Here is a 16013-nt window from a genome sequence, read left to right on the forward strand (position 1 = left end):
GTGCGCGGCGCAAGGCGCTCGCGCACCGGGGGCCGAGCGAAGCGTTGGCCCGCGCGGGCAGTTGGGCTGCCGGGTTCCCTTCTGGCCGTGCCGAGGAGCGCAGCGGCTGGCGGAAAAAGGGCCGCGCGCTGTCTGAGCGCAACGCAGTGGAGCGAGTTTGCGCGGCCCCCGCCAGCCGCGAGCACCGCAGGTTGCCCCGGAGCGCAGCGCAGGGGACACGGACAGTAGGGTCGCCTTTTCTTTGCTTACTTTCTTTTGGCGCAGCAAAAGAAAGTGAGTGCGCCGCCGGGCGCAACCCCCGGCCCCGGAACGTAACTAAACAGCAAACACAAAAAACAACCCAACCCATCACCGCCCCAGATAAACCTCAATCACCCTCTCATCCCCCTGCACCTGATCCAGCGTCCCCTCCGCCAACACCGCCCCCTCGCACAACACCGTCACCTTCTCCGAAATCGTCCGGATGAACGACATGTCATGCTCCACCACCATCAGCGAGTGCCGCCCCTTCAGGGTGAGAAACAGCTCCGCCGTCCGAGCCGTCTCCTCGTCCGTCATCCCCGCCACCGGCTCGTCCAGCAGCAGCAGCTTCGGGTCCTGCATCAGCAGCATCCCGATCTCCAGCCACTGCTTTTGCCCATGGCTCAGATTGCCCGCCATGCGTGCCACGCTGCCGGCCAGATGGATGGTGTGCAGCACCTCCGCCAGCCGGTCCGACTGCGCGGAATCCAGGCGAAAGAACAGGCTCGACGCCACGCCCTTGTGCGTCTTCAGGGCCAGCTCCAGGTTCTCGAACACGGTGAGCTGCTCGAACACCGTGGGCTTCTGGAACTTGCGGCCGATCCCTAAGCCAGCGATCTCCGGCTCGTTGTGCCGCAGCAGGTCGATGGTGCTGCCGAAGAACACGGTGCCTTGGTCCGGCCGGGTCTTGCCGGTGATGATGTCCATCATCGTGGTCTTGCCCGCGCCGTTGGGGCCGATCACGCAGCGCAGCTCGCCGGGGGCGATGTCCAGGTTCAGGCCGTTGATGGCCTTGAAGCCGTCGAAGCTCACGTGCACGTCTTCCAGGTACAGGATGCGGCCGTGGGCCACGTCCACCTCGCCGGGCACGGCCACGCGCGAGAAGCCGGCGGCGCGGCCACCGGAGGCGGTCTGGCCGGTAGGTGGGGGCGCCTTGGGGCCGCGCAGGCGCTGTGCGCCCTGCTCCATCAGGTCGGGGGTCATCGCGCACCGCCTTTCCGCAGGCGCTTTACCCAGCCGATGGCGCCGCCCGGTTTGCGCAGCAGGCCGACCACGCCTTGCGGCAGGAACAGGGTGACGGCGATGAACAGCGCGCCCAGGAAGTACAGCCAGAATTCCGGCGCGGTCACGGTGAGCCAGCTCTTGGCGCCGTTCACCAGGAAGGCGCCCACGATGGGGCCGAGGAGCGTGGCGCGCCCGCCCACGGCCGCCCACACGGCGATCTCGATGGAGTTGGCGGCGCTCATCTCGCCCGGGTTGATGATGCCGACCTGCGGCACGTACAGCGCCCCGGCCACGCCGCACATCATGGCGCTGATGGTCCAGATGGTGAGCTTGTAGGGCAGCGGCGAATAGCCCGAGAACATGACGCGCGTCTCCGCATCGCGCACCGCCTGCAGCACGCGGCCGAACTTGGATGCCACCAGCCAGCGCCCCAGCAAAAACGAGCCCAGCAGCGCCAGCCCCGTGAGCACGAACAACAGCATGCGCATGTTCTGCGTGGCGATCGGCTGCCCCAGGATGCGCTTGAAATCGGTGAAGCCGTTGTTGCCGCCGAAGCCCGTCTCGTTGCGAAAGAACAGCAGCATGGCGGCATACGTCATGGCCTGCGTGATGATCGAGAAATACACGCCCTTGATGCGCGAGCGGAAGGCGAAGTAGCCGAACACGAAGGCGACCAGCCCCGGCACGGCCACGATGAGGACCAGCGTGGCGACGAAGCTGTCCGACAGCGCCCAGTGCCAGGGCAGTTCCTTCCAGTCCAGAAACACCATGAAGTCCGGCAGGTCGCTCCGGTAGTTGCCGTCGCGGCCGATCTGGCGCATGAGGTACATGCCCATCACGTAGCCGCCCAGGGCGAAGAACAGGCCGTGGCCCAGGCTCAGGATGCCGGTGTAGCCCCAGATGAGGTCCATGGCCAGCGCACAGATGGCATAGCACATGATCTTGCCCAGCAGCGCCACCGCATAGTCGGACAGGTGCAGCGGGCTGCCGGCGGGCAGCCACAGGTTGAGCACAGGCGCCACCGCGCACACGGCGATGAGCGCGACGATGAACGCCGACCAGCCGGACCGCGTGAGCAGCGGCGCTGGCGCAGGAAGGGAGATGTCTCGATGGGGCATGGGCTTCTTCTAGACAGGCAGAGGCAGGTGGCGCGGCGGGCGGCGATGACGACGACGGCGGGCGGTCATGCTTCCCGCCCTTTCATGGCGAAGATGCCCTGCGGCCGCTTCTGGATGAACACGATGATGAAGACCAGCACGGCGATCTTGGCCAGCACGGCGCCCGTCCAGCCTTCGAGGAACTTGTTGAGCACGCCCAGGCCCAGCGCCGCGTACACGGTGCCCGCCAGTTGGCCCACGCCGCCCAGCACCACGACCATGAACGAATCGACGATGTAGCCCTGGCCCAGGTCGGGCCCCACGTTGCCGACCTGGCTTAAAGCGCAGCCGGCCAGGCCGGCGATGCCGGAGCCGAGCGCGAAGGCGTAGGTGTCCACGCGGGCGGTGTTGACGCCCATGCACGAGGCGATGGGCCGGTTCTGCGTGACGCCGCGCACGAACAGGCCCAGCCGCGTGCGGCCGATGAGGTAGGCCACGCCGGCCAGCACCGCGAAGGCGAAGGCCACGATGATCACGCGGTTCCAGGGCAGCTGCAGGTTGTCCATGAGCTGCACGCCGCCGCTCATCCAGGCGGGGTTTTCCACGCCCACGTTCTGCGCGCCGAACACGGTGCGCACGAGCTGCTGCAGCATCAGGCTGATGCCCCAGGTGGCCAGCAGCGTCTCCAGCGGCCGGCCGTAGAGAAAGCGGATCACGCTGCGCTCCAGCGCCGCGCCCATGAGGGCGGAGGCGCAGAACGCGGCCGGCACGGCAGCCACCAGATACCAGTCGAAGGCGCCGGGCAGGTATTTCTGGAACAGGCCCTGCACCACGTAGGTGGCGTAGGCGCCGATCATCATCAGCTCGCCGTGCGCCATGTTGATGACGCCCATCAGCCCGTAGGTGATGGCCAGGCCCAGCGCCACCAGCAGCAGGATGGACCCCAGGCTCACGCCCGAGAACAGCGCGGCGAGCTTTTCGCCCCACTGCAGCCGGCCCTCCACCGAGGCCAGCGCGGACTGGATCGCGGCCTTCACCTGGGGGTCGGTCTCCTGGCGCAGCTGCTCCAGCAGCACGGTGCGCGTGGCGGGGTTGCCGCTGCCGGCCAGGTACTGCGCGGCCTCCGTGCGGTGGGCCGCATCGCTGCCGGCCAGCAGCATGCGCGCGCGGATGGCTTCGAGCCGGCCGCGCAGGCCGGCATCCTTCTCGGCCGCCAGGGCTTTTTCGATGAGGGGAAGGCGCGCGGCGTCGGTCTCTTCCTTGAGCGACTCGATGGCGGCGCGGCGCTGGGCCGCGTCGGGCGACAGCAGTTGCAGCGAGGCCAGCGCGGCGTCGAACTCGCCGCGCATGCGGTTGTTGTTGACGATGTCCTCCGCGTCGTCGGGCACCGGCACCTCGGTGCCGGTGGCGGGGTCCAGCCCCTTGCCGTCCTTCACGACGATGGCGCGGTCGCCGGCGATCTTGACCGCATCGTCGGCCATGGCGCGGATGAAGGCGAGCGTCGCATCGTCGGGCGTGGCCGTGGCCTGCTGCAGCGCGGCGATGCGCTCGTCGGTCTCGCCCGCCGCCATGGCGCGCGCGGCCTGCGGCGTGAGCGCGTGCGCCTGCACCGCCACACAGAGCAGCAGGCAGGCGATCAGGCGGTGAAAGAAGGTGGGAAACATGGGGATGAGGGGGGTCTTCACGAACGAGGAAGGACTGCAACCACGGCTCTAACTGCGTCACGCCGTCTGCACCCGCGCAGCCCGAAGCCAGCAGACGCTGCGGAACCGGCTTCGCCGGGCCGCTGGCGCCGTCCCCCCTCCCGCGCAGCGCAGCGAAGCGAGAGAGGGGGTGAAGGCGCGCAGCGCCTCAGGGGGGTGTCACTCCGATTTCACTTCGATTTGCCTTCCGGCTCGTCTTTCTTCTTGTCGTTGCCTTCGATGTACGGACTCCACGGCTTGGCCTTGACCGGGCCGGGCGTCTTCCACACCACGTTGAACTGGCCGTCGGCCTTGATCTCGCCGATGAACACGCTCTTGTGCAGGTGGTGGTTCTTCTCGTCCATCTTGCTCACGATGCCGCTGGGCGCCTGGAAGGTCTGGCCGGCCATGGCGGCGATGACCTTGTCCACATCGGTGCTCTTGGCCTTTTCAACCGCCTGCTTCCACATGTGGATGCCGATGTAGGTGGCCTCCATCGGGTCGTTGGTGAGCGGCTTGTCCATGTGGCCGGGGATCTTCTTGGCCTTGGCATAGTCGCTCCACTGCTTGATGAAAGCGGTGTTGGTGGGGTTCTTGATGGACATGAAGTAGTTCCATGCCGCCAGGTGGCCCACGAGCGGTTTCGTGTCCACGCCGCGCAGCTCTTCCTCGCCCACCGAGAAGGCGACGACCGGCACGTCCTTGGCCTTGAGGCCGGCGTTGCCCAGTTCCTTGTAGAAGGGCACGTTGGAGTCGCCGTTGATGGTGGAGACCACCGCCGTCTTGCCGCCCTGGCTGAACTTCTTGATGTCGGCCACGATGGTCTGGTAGTCGGCATGGCCGAACGGCGTGTACTTCTCGTCGATGTCGCTGTCCTTCACGCCCTTGGATTTCAGGTAGGCGCGCAGGATCTTGTTGGTGGTGCGGGGGTACACGTAGTCGGTGCCCAGCAGCACCCAGCGCTTGGCACCGCCGCCGTCCTTGCTCATCAGGTAGTCCACCGCGGGAATGGCCTGCTGGTTGGGCGCGGCGCCGGTGTAGAACACGTTCTTGGACAGCTCTTCGCCTTCGTACTGCACGGGGTAGAACAGCAGGCCGTTCATTTCCTCGACTACGGGCAGCACGGACTTGCGGCTCACCGAGGTCCAGCAGCCGAAGATGACCGAGACCTTGTCCTGGCCCAGCAGCTGCTTGGTCTTTTCCGCGAACAGGGGCCAGTTGGAGGCCGGGTCCACCACCACGGGTTCGAGCTGCTTGCCCAGCACGCCGCCCTTGGCGTTGATCTCGTCGATGGCCATGAGCACGGTGTCTTTCAACACGGTCTCCGAGATGGCCATGGTGCCCGACAGGCTGTGCAGCACGCCGACCTTGATGGTGTCTGCGGCATGGGCCGGCAATGCCGACAGGCCCGCCAGCGTAGCGACGGCCGCGAGGGCCTTGAGAGAGTAACGACGTTGCATGGATGCATCTCCAATGGATGGGTTCAAACCGCTTCGCCCGGTGCCCCGGATGGGGGCTTTGATCGGTCGATGGAATGGATTCTGGAGACTGCACCCCTGGCCGGAAATACGCCAAGTGGCGTACACGGGTGCCCCAGGCTCGCCGGCATGCGGCGTTCGGCACCCTTGAGCGCATGCACCGTGGTGACCTTGCGCACGGGACTCAGCGCCAGCGCATCGACCACGGTCTGCAGGTCCTCGGCATGGATTCGAACAGCTTCACCGATGGCGCGATGCACCGGGCAGGCTGTCACATTGCTGACAATCCCAGGGGATTGGGCGGCCATGCGCGAGGCCTGCGCGCAGTGGATCGGCCATGCCAAATGCCAGCGCTTCCCTGCGGATCACGGGCGTCCCGCGGGGATCGGCGTGCCGGCGCGCTGCATGTACGTATTTCCCACCATGTGGATTCCCACAATCGCGCAGGCCATGGAGCGGGCATACATTCACGCACCTCCAAAATGAGCGCTGCTGGCGACGGTACGCGCAGACCTATGCAAGAGACACGCACGCTCCCTCCCAAGAGACCCCTCTACCGCTCGCTGTACATCCAGGTGCTCTTCGCCGTCGTCGTCGGCGTGCTGCTGGGGCACTTCTACCCCGCACTGGGCGAGCAGATGAAGCCGCTGGGCGACGGCTTCATCAAGCTGATCAAGATGATCATCGCGCCCATCATCTTCTGCACGGTGGTGATCGGCATCGCGGGCATGGAAGACATGAAGAAGGTCGGCCGAACCGGCGGCCTGGCCCTGCTGTATTTCGAGATCGTGAGCACGGTCGCGCTGATCATCGGCCTGATCGTGGTCAACGTGCTGCAGCCCGGCGCCGGCATGAACGTGGATGCCTCCACCATCGACACCAAGTCGATCGCCGCCTACACCGCGCCCGGCAAGATGGGCACCACCACCGACTTCCTGATGAACATCATCCCCACCACGGTGGTCGATGCGTTCGCCAAGGGCGAGATCCTGCAGGTGCTGCTGATCGCCGTGATGTTCGGCTTCGCCCTGCACCGTTTCGGCGGCCGCGGCACGCTGGTGTTCGACTTCATCGAGAAGACCTCGCACGTGCTGTTCACCATCGTCGGCTACATCATGAAGGTAGCGCCCATCGGTGCGTTCGGCGCCATGTCGTTCACCATCGGCAAGTACGGCGTGGGCTCGCTGCTGTCGCTGGGCAAGCTGATGGGCTCGTTCTACCTGACCTGCCTGCTGTTCATCTTCATCGTGCTGGGCACCATCGCGCGCTTGCATGGCTTCTCGATCTGGAAGTTCATCAAGTACATCAAGGAAGAGCTGCTGATCGTGCTGGGCACGTCGTCCAGCGAATCCGTGCTGCCGCGCATGATGGAAAAGATGGAGAACCTGGGCGCCAAGAAGACCACCGTGGGCCTGGTGATTCCCACCGGCTACTCGTTCAACCTGGACGGCACCTCCATCTACCTGACCATGGCCGCCGTGTTCATCGCGCAGGCCACCAATACGCCGCTGGACATCACGCACCAGATCACGCTGCTGCTGGTGCTGCTGCTCACCTCCAAGGGCGCGGCCGGCATCACGGGCAGCGGCTTCATCGTGCTGGCGGCCTCGCTGTCGGCGGTGGGCCATGTGCCGGTGGCAGGCCTGGCGCTCATCCTGGGCATCGACCGATTCATGTCCGAGGCGCGCGCGCTCACCAACCTGGTGGGCAATGGCGTGGCGACCATCGTGGTGGCCAAATGGACCGGCGACCTCGACGAGAACAAGCTCAAGCAGCGCCTGAATGACCCCCACTGGGTGGACGCCCAGGCGCCAGAGGTGCTGCTGGACGCCAAGACCGAACGCATGGACACCAGCGGCAACCGCTGAGGCGGTGCGTCAGAGGGCCCTCGTGCCCCGCCCCACAGGCCGGCTCTCGCCGGCCTTTTTGTTGCGCGCTCAGGAGCGGGTTAAAGCGCCGAAGTGTCGGTGAACACGTCAGGGTCCGGCAGGTGGTCGGCGAGCCAGCCAGGGTCGAGCTGCAGCGCCTGCAGCAGTTCTTCCGGCAGCGCGCCGATCGTCTCCGCCACGCTCGATTGGGGGCCCACGGCGATCTCCGCCAGCAGCGTGGCCACATGCACGATGGCGCCCAGGCGGCTGAACGACGGGCTGGCCAGCGGGTCGGAGGCCGTCTCCAACGCCCGCACCACTTCGTCGGGGAATTTCCACTGCCGCGCCAGTTCGGCGGTGATCTGCCCTTCGGTGAAGCCCAGCAGGCTCTGCTCGCGCTGCCAGCGGCCGCCAGGCAGGTGCGGCAGGCGCTCGATCTCGACGATCTCGCCCGGCGCCTTCTGGGCAATGATCAGCTCGCCCAGCCGCACCATGAAGCCGGTCAGCCAGGACTGCTGCACATCGGTGCCCAGCGCCCGCGCCAGCCAGTGCGCGTAGCCGGCGCAGGCCATGCTTTCCTTCCAGAACTCCTGCCGGTCCACGCCCGGCGCATCGGCGAACGAGCCCGTCATGCATGCCGCCAGCGCCAGCGTTCGCACCTGGTTGAGCCCCACCATGTTGATGGCGTCATCGAGCGAAGAAACCTGGCGCGGCAGCCCGAACCGCGCGCTGTTGGCCATGCGGACCAGCTTGGCGGTGAGCGACGGGTCCTTGGAGATGGTGGCGCGCACCTTCTCGAAGGGAATGTCGTCGTCGTGCAGGGTCTGGATCAGGCTGTGGGCCACCTCGGGCATGGTGGGCAGCTTGACCTCCTGGAGGAAAGCGGCGAGAGCGGGCATGCGGGACGACCTTTTCTTGAAGCGGGTGTGCAGGCCGGCCTTCCAGCCCACTGGTGTTTTGTATCACCGACTCAGCACCCGCTGGGCAGGGAATTCACCAGCCTGCGGGTTTGTGCGGGCGTAGCAACGGTGGGCCCGGGCCTGTCCCGCGCCCCTGCGGGCGTTTGCAGCGCTCGCTGCCGGGCGCCTATGCGCCCAGGCGGAAGGTGCGGTCCAGCGCGGCGATCAATCGGTCGGTCAGCCGGTTCGATGCGGCCTGCGTGGGGTGGATGCCGTCGGTCGTGTCCTTGTCCACCGAAAACGGCATCGAATCCCATCGCGCATGCACCGTGCGGGTCTCGGCCGCCACCTGGTGGATGACGCCATTGATCGCCTTCATGGTGGCGAGCGCCTCGGGGCCGAAAATCTTGTCGGAGACCGGCGTGATCCCCGTCACCACGGCGGCATGTCCCAGCGACCGCACCCGCTGGATGAGGCCGCGGTAATCGTCCTCGAAAGCGTCCAGGTCGAAACCCGGACGGGCGTGGTCGTTCACCCCCGCCTGGAACACCACGATGCGCGACGGGTGCGGCTCGGTATCGAAAGGGCCCTGCGGCCCCCGGGGAAAGAGCGCGGGTGGCGCGTCCTCGAAAGGCGCTTCGTAGCCGCGCACCAGGTCATACACCCGCAGGCCAGCCGCCGTGCGGTCATCCACGACCCAGCCGGGGCGCTTGGCCAGGATGCGCTGCGCCGGCGTTTGCGCGTGCCGCCAGGTCGCGGAGGCGGGATCGAAGCCGAACAGGATGCTGTCGCCATCGAGTTCCACCGTGTATGGCCGCTTGGGGCCAAAAACTGCTTCTGCCATGGATTGCTTCTTTCTCGGGTTGCGTTTTCTCGGCGGGCGAGAGCAGGTGCCACCGAGTGGCTCCGAAGTCCACCACAACCCGATTGAAACCACAACGGATGCAGAGCCAGATAACCGCACATACATCTGGATGCAATTTAAGCTGTTGCGCTGCACAAACGCGCTGTGTTGACGGCTATGCCTCAACAGCATAATGCGGACCCGATTCAACGCTCAGAAACACTTTCTCGCATGACTAATCGCCGCGTAACAATTCAAACGCCTTTGGGAGAGGCGCTGCAATTCAGGCAATTGAAAGGAAGCGAGGCGCTGTCCGGGTTGTTTGAATTCGAGATCGACCTGATCTCCAAGAACAAGGGCATCGACCCGAAAGCCTTGCTGGGCCTGGCCAGCACGGTGGTGGTCGAGACGGAAGGGCTGGGCCGGCGGTATCTGGACGGTATTGCCACGGGCTTTGGCATGCAGGGCCAGGACACTTCGGCCAATTACTCCTACCGCATGGTGCTGCGCCCCTGGCTGTGGCTGGCCACGCGGCGCAGCGATTTCAAGATCTTCCAGGAAATGACCGTCCCGGATATCGTCGAGAGCGTGCTGCAGAAATACGGCCAGCCCATGCAGAAGAAGCTCTCGCGGGCTTATCGCGTCCGGCCTTATACCGTGCAATACCACGAGACCGATTTCGCCTTCATCGCACGGCTGTGCGAATCCGAAGGCATTTACTGGTATTTCGAGCACCAGCCCGGCAGCCACACGCTGGTGTTCGCCGACGACGTGATGGGCTCGCACAGCCCGCTGCCCGGCGGCCACGTGATTCCCTTCCACCCGCCCGGCAAAACGGCCCTGGCGGACCGCGAACACATCTTTTCCTGGCACATGGGCCAGCAGGTAGAGCCCGGGCGGGCCTACCTGGACGACTACGACTTCAAGAAGCCACGGGCCGACCTGTCCGACATGCGCCAGTCCCCGCCGGGGCATGCCCACGACAGCTACGAGACGTACGAATGGCCCGGGGGCTACACCGAGTTCTCCGACGGGGAAACCTACACCCGGCTGCAGATGGAAACCGGCCTGTCGGGCCACCACCGCGCCCAGGCCAAGTTGAACAAGCGCAGCATCGCGCCCGGCTACACCATCGTGCTGGACAACTACCCGCGCGAAGACCAGAACCAGCAGTATCTGGTGGTGTCGGTGGATTACTACCTGGAAGAAAACGCCCAGGCCAGCCAGGGCCTGAACGGGGTCGGGCAGACCCAGGGCGGCTCGATCCAGCGCTTTTCGATGGAGGTGCACCCCACCTCCAAGCCCTACCGCCCCGCCGTCGCCACGCCCCGGCCCCGCACCACCGGCCCGCAGACCGCGGTGGTCGTGGGCCCGCCGGGCGAGGAAATCTGGACCGACCAATACGGCCGCGTGAAGGTGCAGTTCCACTGGGACCGCATCGGCGCCATGGACGAAAACTCCAGCTGCTGGGTGCGCGTGTCCTCCACCTGGGCGGGGCCGCAGTTCGGCAACGTGTTCATTCCGCGCATCGGCATGGAGGTGATCGTCGATTTTCTGAACGGCGATCCCGACTACCCCATCATCCTGGGCTGCGTCTATAACGCCGACAACATGCCCCCGTGGGGCCTGCCCGGCAACGCCACGCAATCGGGCATCAAGACCAAATCGAGCAAGGGCGGCGCCTTCGGGCCGGGCCTGAAAAATGGCGCCGGCGACGCGAACGCCCTGCGCTTCGAAGATAAGGCCGGGGCCGAGCAGCTGTGGCTGCACGCGCAGAAGGACCAGCTCACCGAGGTCGAGAACGACGAGGACAAGTGGGTCGGCAACGACCGGCGCAAGACCATCGACCGGGACGAGACCAACGTGATCCACCGGGACCGCACGGAGACGGTGGATCGGGATGAAAAAATCACGGTGCACAACAACCGCACGGAGCGGGTGGACCATGACGAAAAGATCAGCATCGGCGACAACCGGCGCGAGGACGTGGGCATCGACGAGACGGTGAGCATCGGCAAGAACCGCACCAAGACCATCGGCAAGAACGAGAAGGACAAGATCGGCAGCAACTGGTCGATCAAGGTCGGCAAGTTCAAGACCGAGACCATCGGCATCGCCTACATGCAGAACGTGGGCGTTGGCCGCATGGAGAACGTGGGCGTGGTCTACAACCTGAACGTGGGCGCCATCATGGCCACCATCGTGGGCAAGAACCAAAGCACCACCGTGGGCAGCGACCAGGACGTCAAGGTCGGCACCAACCAAAGCACGGTAGTGGGCACCAAGTACAGCCTCAATGTGGGGGGCGGGGGCGGCGGAGATGCCGGCGGCGGCGACGGCGGCCTGGCCAAGAATTTCACCGCGCCATCCCCTTCGGACGGTGGCGAAGGCGGCGGGGGAGCCGGCTCCAGCATCACCATGGATGCCGAGACGATCACCCTGAAGGTGGGCGCCAGCTCGCTCATCCTCCAGGCCGACGGCACCATCACCGTCAACGGCAGCACCATCCGCCTCATCGGCTCCAGCGACGTGACCACGCTTTCCGGAGCCATCCATGAAAACTGATCCCCGCACGCTCCGAAGCAGCCAGCCCGCAGCGGCTGCGTTTCCCGACGCTGCCATCGCATGGTCGCTCCTGCCCGCCCAGGTGGTGCGCCAGGATGCGGATGGCGCCGTCGTCCTTCGATGCCAGGGCCGTGAACACCGTGCGGAACTGTCCTCACAGGTGCCCGGCGTGATCGAAGGCCAGTTCGTGCTTGCAGCCCTGGCCTCTGGACAGGAGCCGACGGTGCCGGATGGCAGGGCCCTGCCCTCTCTGATCGTCGCAGCCTGGCCCAGCCCCGGCGCGCCGGCCACACCGCCCTGGCAGTTCGACCGGGCCACCGGCGCGCTGTCGCTCGAAGTGACCCAACTCGACCTGAGCGCGGTGAGCAGCGTGCTGCTGCGCTGCGCCGATGCGCGCATGCAGTTCTCGCAGGATGGATCGGTCGAGACCCGAGGCCACCAGATCACATCGGCGGCGGTCGAAACCCATCGCATCGAGGGCGGCTCCATCGAGTTGAACTGACCCGGTCCGCTGCGGTGAATCGCGCCTGCGTCCGCTGCGCGATGCCCGTGCCGCCATCCCGGTTTCAACGGCGATGTCTCCACGGTGCCGCTGCACCCCCTTGCCTTTCTCTGCCTGGCCCATGATCACTCGCCTTCGCCCCTCCACGCCCCCTCCACTGCCCGGCATGCTGGCCCGGCAGATGGGCATTGCCGTGCGCGCCTATGGCCGCCGCGCGGGACTGCTGCGCCCGGCCTACACGGTCCGGGCCCTCAAGGCCGTCGATCAGCGGCTGGACGCGCTGATGGACGTCTGCCGCTACTACGGCATGGCCTGCCTGGACGAGGCAGCCTCCGTGGAGGCACAGGCGCAGGCCCGTCCCGAAGAAATCGCGGGCGCGGCCTTCGTGCGCATCGCGCTCGCGGAGCGGTATGAGCCCGACGCGTCCGTTCGCCTGGATCGGATTGCCGGCATGCTCGTGGCGCAACCCGTGGCCGTTCGGGATGCCCTGTGGTTCTATGCCGCACCGGATACCTGCGGCCACCTTCTGGCGTCGGACGACGCGCAACTGCTGGCGTGCGGCGTGGAGCTTGCGGGGCGGCTCGCATTGCCAGAGCACATCGCCGCGGTCCATGCGGCAGCGGGGCGCGGGGCGGACCAGGACGCCTGCCTGCTGGCCTGTGCGCGCATGGGGCATGTACCACCCCGGGCCGAAGAGCGCTGGAAAGCCGTGCTGCAGGGCCAGGACCTTGCCCGGCAGATCACCACGCTGCAGGCCCTGGGCGTGATGGGCGGACACCGGCTGCAGCCGGAACTGAGCCGCTACATCGAGCGCATCACCGCCGCAGACGGACCCAGCGACCAGTCGCACCCGGTGGGCTGGGCCGCTGCGGCCGATGCAGCGCTGGCGCTGTGGACCGCGCGCGAACCCGACGCGGCCCTGGGCGCCATCTTGAAAGGGCTTCGGGTTCCCAACGACACCGCATTGCGGGTGGTGGCCCTCACGGGACGCATCGACGGGCTGCTGCCGGTGCTCGACTTCATCGAGCGGCAAGACCGGCCCGTGGAGGCCGGTGAGCGCGGCGTGCTGCAGCTGGTGTTCGGGCACTTGCCGGGTGAACTGGTGAACACCCAAGGCACCGGCGCCGAGCGCAAGCGGGCATTGCGCGCCTTCGCCTGCAAAGTGTTCGCGGCCAACGGGTGTGCCGGGCTGGAGCCGGACCACATCACCCACTGGACAGATCCCGCACTCAAGGATCGCCTTTGGGCGCTCGGTGCCATCCGCATGCGCTCGGGCCAGCCGATCACGCAGACCCATCGCCTGACGCAGGCCTTCGACGTCGGGCATGCGCTGCGCAGCTGGCTTTACGTGGAGCATGCCGCGGTCACCCACCGCTCCTTTCCGCTATCCCACGAAGACCTTGCCGCCCGCCAGATGGCCGCGGTGGAAACAGTGCAGTTGGTGGCCAGCCTGCAAGCCGATCCGCCACCGCCATGACGTGCCCGGTCCTCAACCACACGCCGTTCCGTGCGCAGGTGTTTCCGCACCAGGACGCCGAGCGGCGCAACACGGCGCTGCTGATCGTCAAGGGAACGTGGCAACTGTCTGGGGCGGCAGGCCTGCCGCCCCGGCTCGCGGCGGCACAGGACCAGGCCGCCATTTTTCGGGAGGGTGTGCGGCAAACGTTGGGCAGCCTGCCCCTGGAGGCAGCACAGGCTGCCGCCATCGCACCTCGCCAGCATGAAGTCTGGACCTGCCTGGAGACCGAGTACGTGCCGCCCAAGCCGTGCTTCGATCTGATCGTGAATGGCTGGGCCGTCGCACCGCAAGGGCGGCCCGTCGCAAGAATCGACGCTGCGGTGGATTACCTGGCCCATGGCGCATCGCAGCGCCTGATCGAACTGCGGGCCTTTGCGCCACGCGCCTGGTTGCCCGAACTGGGGGCCATCGGCAGGCTGCGGGCCTCCGGTGAAGCCACGGCATCGCGCATCCCTCTCCTGCGCCCCTTTGCCTTCGGCGGACAGGAGAAAGACCCGCAGACCGGCCAGGTGCATGCCTTCGAGCGCAACCCGGAGGGCATGGGCTACTACCGCAGCGCCGCAGCCGCCAAAGGCGCACCGCTGCCGTGGATCGAACCGCTGGACCGCTCCCTGGCGTCGTGGGACGACACCCTGGAGCCCCTGGCCCTCGGCCACGTGCCGCCCCACCACCTTCCACGCCGTGCCTTGCAAGGCACGTTCGGCGACACCTGGCAATCGACCCGTGCGCCCGACCTGCCCGAAGATTTCGATCCGCGCCACCACAACGCTGCGCCCGATGCGCTGCAGCTGCGCGAGCCCCCCCGACCGGGCCACACCCTGGCCCTGCATGGCATGTCGGAAGAAGGCCCGCTGTGTTTCACGTGGCCGCAACTGGCACTGACCGTGCAGGCGGAGACCGCAGGCGGCACATTGCTGCCTCCGCAGGAACTGCGTTGGGACACGCTGCTGGTGGACACCGAGGCCCGGCGCGCCTCGCTGCTGTGGCGCGCAGTGATCGTGCCGCCCGCGCTGGAGCGGATCGGCCTGGCCCATGTCACGGCCCAAGCCCGCGCGCCGCGTGCCGCCCCTTCGGCCGCCGCCATCACCCCGTCTTGAATCGCTTCGACATGCCCACCCCTTCCATGGCCTTCGCCACTTCAGCCACTCCAGCCGCACCAGGTCTTTGGCACATCGCGCACGCCGGCGCCATCACCTCGGTCGGCACCAGCGCCTGGCAGTCCGCAGCGTCCTGGGTGGGTTTGCAAAAACGGTTCCAAAAAAAAATCCACCCCGGCGTCGGCACCCAGGCGATCACGACCGCTCCGTGCCCGGAGATCACGGTGGGCCAAGCGGGCATCGCCCGGCTGCTCGGCGCGGCGCTGGCCGACATGGTGTCGTCGATGACCGGGCAGGAGAACGACCCCGCACGGATCGCGCCCAACCGCATCGCGCTGGCCCTGCCCGAGCGGCTGAGCGACAGCGAAGGCACCGATCTTTGGCAGCAGGCCCTGGCCGAACTCGGGCGTTGGGCCGGCCCTGCGGCCAGCGCAACGCTCGGTGCCGTGCCGAGCCGCTTCGTTCGCGGCGGGCACACGGCAGGCTTTGCCGCACTGCAGGCCCTCGGCCCTTGCGATCCGGCGCGCGGCGCGGCACTGCTGATGGCCGTGGACAGCCTGCTGGACACCGCCACCCTGCAAGACGGCTATGGCCGGGGCGCACTGCTGACAGAACGCAATGCCGATGGAGGCATCGCCAGCGAAGCCGCCGCCGCGCTCTGGCTGCAACCCGCCCCGGACACACGGGACGCCACCGGCCGCGGGCTGGTGCTGCACCCGCCCGCGCTGGCAACGAATGCCACCGCGCATCGCCGCCCCCAACAAGCCCCGGAGCCCGAGGCGCTGCAGCAGGCCATGCGCTCTGCCCTGAGCCATGCCCGCTGGCAGGCAGACAACGTGGGCTACACCGTCTCGGACTTCGATGGGTCCACCTGGCGCGCCATGGCGCAGATTCCCGCACGGGGCCGAGTGGCGCAGGGATGGGACCCCATCGACTGGGAGCCCGCCGCCGTGATCGGCCAGGTCGGTGCCGCCACGGGCCCGGTGCACTGGGCACTCGCGGCGCAGCGGGTGCGCCACGACGCACGCGCGCCCAACTCCATCCTGTCGTGGGCACTGGACGAAGGCACCGCCGCTGCCGCCATCGCGCTGGAGCGAACCATCGGCACCACGGCACCCACGCAAGGGCGCCCCGGGGCGCAAAGCCCCGGCACGGGCGCAGCGGCACCGACCTACTCGGCCCGCTTTCTCCAAAACAAGATTTGAACGATTGCACAG

13 protein-coding genes are annotated in these 16013 nt (G+C 67.1%); 6 read left to right on the top strand and 7 right to left on the bottom strand.

Annotated elements, in window-relative coordinates; all coding sequences use genetic code 11:
- Positions 1 to 348: 348 nt before the first annotated feature.
- The 5 genes from urtD to M5C98_RS17605 all read right to left on the bottom strand — a co-directional run bounded on the left by urtD (position 349) and on the right by M5C98_RS17605 (position 5810).
- Positions 349 to 1224, bottom strand: coding sequence for an urea ABC transporter ATP-binding protein UrtD (gene urtD, locus M5C98_RS17585; protein WP_272548750.1), 876 nt, complete (start codon positions 1222 to 1224; stop codon positions 349 to 351).
- Positions 1221 to 2363, bottom strand: a complete 1143-nt coding sequence (gene urtC / locus M5C98_RS17590) for an urea ABC transporter permease subunit UrtC (protein WP_272548751.1) — start codon at positions 2361 to 2363, stop codon at positions 1221 to 1223. The genes urtD and urtC overlap by 4 nt, the downstream gene beginning before the upstream one ends.
- 65 nt (positions 2364 to 2428) lie before the next feature.
- On the bottom strand, positions 2429 to 4006 hold the full coding sequence (gene urtB / locus M5C98_RS17595; protein WP_272548752.1) for an urea ABC transporter permease subunit UrtB: 1578 nt from the start codon (positions 4004 to 4006) through the stop codon (positions 2429 to 2431).
- A 209-nt stretch (positions 4007 to 4215) separates the two neighbouring features.
- Positions 4216 to 5484, bottom strand: coding sequence for an urea ABC transporter substrate-binding protein (gene urtA, locus M5C98_RS17600; RefSeq protein ID WP_272548753.1), 1269 nt, complete (start codon positions 5482 to 5484; stop codon positions 4216 to 4218).
- 23 nt (positions 5485 to 5507) lie between these two features.
- On the bottom strand, positions 5508 to 5810 hold the full coding sequence (locus M5C98_RS17605) for a hypothetical protein (protein WP_272548754.1): 303 nt from the start codon (positions 5808 to 5810) through the stop codon (positions 5508 to 5510).
- A gap of 207 nt (positions 5811 to 6017) precedes the next feature.
- On the opposite strand from M5C98_RS17605, the gene M5C98_RS17610 reads away from it, so the two are divergent.
- Positions 6018 to 7370, top strand: a complete 1353-nt coding sequence (locus M5C98_RS17610; RefSeq protein ID WP_272548755.1) for a dicarboxylate/amino acid:cation symporter — start codon at positions 6018 to 6020, stop codon at positions 7368 to 7370.
- A gap of 80 nt (positions 7371 to 7450) precedes the next feature.
- Here M5C98_RS17610 and M5C98_RS17615 read toward each other — a convergent pair whose 3' ends face one another.
- Entirely contained in the window at positions 7451 to 8269 is an 819-nt protein-coding gene (locus tag M5C98_RS17615) for an HDOD domain-containing protein (RefSeq protein WP_272548756.1), read from the bottom strand.
- Positions 8270 to 8456: 187 nt separating this feature from the next.
- Complete coding sequence (locus tag M5C98_RS17620; RefSeq protein WP_272548757.1) at positions 8457 to 9113, bottom strand: SGNH/GDSL hydrolase family protein; 657 nt, start codon at positions 9111 to 9113, stop codon at positions 8457 to 8459.
- A 231-nt stretch (positions 9114 to 9344) separates the two neighbouring features.
- Between M5C98_RS17620 and M5C98_RS17625 the strand changes: the two genes are divergently transcribed.
- From M5C98_RS17625 to M5C98_RS17645, 5 genes are all read left to right on the top strand, one after another.
- Positions 9345 to 11678 carry a type VI secretion system Vgr family protein gene (locus M5C98_RS17625; RefSeq protein WP_272548758.1) on the top strand — a complete coding sequence of 778 codons (2334 nt, stop codon included), beginning with the start codon at positions 9345 to 9347 and terminating at the stop codon, positions 11676 to 11678.
- Entirely contained in the window at positions 11668 to 12180 is a 513-nt protein-coding gene (locus M5C98_RS17630) for a hypothetical protein (protein WP_272548759.1), read from the top strand. The genes M5C98_RS17625 and M5C98_RS17630 overlap by 11 nt, the downstream gene beginning before the upstream one ends.
- Positions 12181 to 12301: 121 nt before the next feature.
- Entirely contained in the window at positions 12302 to 13657 is a 1356-nt protein-coding gene (locus M5C98_RS17635) for a hypothetical protein (RefSeq protein ID WP_272548760.1), read from the top strand.
- Positions 13654 to 14796, top strand: a complete 1143-nt coding sequence (locus M5C98_RS17640) for a DUF2169 family type VI secretion system accessory protein (protein ID WP_272548761.1) — start codon at positions 13654 to 13656, stop codon at positions 14794 to 14796. The genes M5C98_RS17635 and M5C98_RS17640 overlap by 4 nt, the downstream gene beginning before the upstream one ends.
- A gap of 11 nt (positions 14797 to 14807) precedes the next feature.
- Positions 14808 to 16001: a hypothetical protein gene (locus M5C98_RS17645; RefSeq protein ID WP_272548762.1), complete on the top strand. Its 1194-nt coding sequence runs from the start codon at positions 14808 to 14810 to the stop codon at positions 15999 to 16001.
- The last annotated feature ends 12 nt before the right edge of the window (positions 16002 to 16013 follow it).

It is taken from the genome of Acidovorax sp. NCPPB 3576, assembly GCF_028473605.1.
In the GTDB taxonomy this organism is placed as follows: Bacteria; Pseudomonadota; Gammaproteobacteria; order Burkholderiales; family Burkholderiaceae_C; genus Paracidovorax.

Excerpts from the sequence above, each read along its gene's own strand:
- urtD (WP_272548750.1), bottom strand. The coding sequence starts at position 1,224 with ATGACCCCCGACCTGATGGAGCAGGGCGCACAGCGCCTGCGCGGCCCC.
- urtA (WP_272548753.1), bottom strand. The coding sequence starts at position 5,484 with ATGCAACGTCGTTACTCTCTCAAGGCCCTCGCGGCCGTCGCTACGCTG.
- urtC (WP_272548751.1), bottom strand. The coding sequence starts at position 2,363 with ATGCCCCATCGAGACATCTCCCTTCCTGCGCCAGCGCCGCTGCTCACG.
- M5C98_RS17640 (WP_272548761.1), top strand. The coding sequence starts at position 13,654 with ATGACGTGCCCGGTCCTCAACCACACGCCGTTCCGTGCGCAGGTGTTT.
- M5C98_RS17630 (WP_272548759.1), top strand. The coding sequence starts at position 11,668 with ATGAAAACTGATCCCCGCACGCTCCGAAGCAGCCAGCCCGCAGCGGCT.
- M5C98_RS17615 (WP_272548756.1), bottom strand. The coding sequence starts at position 8,269 with ATGCCCGCTCTCGCCGCTTTCCTCCAGGAGGTCAAGCTGCCCACCATG.
- M5C98_RS17605 (WP_272548754.1), bottom strand. The coding sequence starts at position 5,810 with ATGGCCGCCCAATCCCCTGGGATTGTCAGCAATGTGACAGCCTGCCCG.
- M5C98_RS17610 (WP_272548755.1), top strand. The coding sequence starts at position 6,018 with ATGCAAGAGACACGCACGCTCCCTCCCAAGAGACCCCTCTACCGCTCG.
- urtB (WP_272548752.1), bottom strand. The coding sequence starts at position 4,006 with ATGTTTCCCACCTTCTTTCACCGCCTGATCGCCTGCCTGCTGCTCTGT.
- M5C98_RS17645 (WP_272548762.1), top strand. The coding sequence starts at position 14,808 with ATGCCCACCCCTTCCATGGCCTTCGCCACTTCAGCCACTCCAGCCGCA.
- M5C98_RS17625 (WP_272548758.1), top strand. The coding sequence starts at position 9,345 with ATGACTAATCGCCGCGTAACAATTCAAACGCCTTTGGGAGAGGCGCTG.
- M5C98_RS17620 (WP_272548757.1), bottom strand. The coding sequence starts at position 9,113 with ATGGCAGAAGCAGTTTTTGGCCCCAAGCGGCCATACACGGTGGAACTC.
- M5C98_RS17635 (WP_272548760.1), top strand. The coding sequence starts at position 12,302 with ATGATCACTCGCCTTCGCCCCTCCACGCCCCCTCCACTGCCCGGCATG.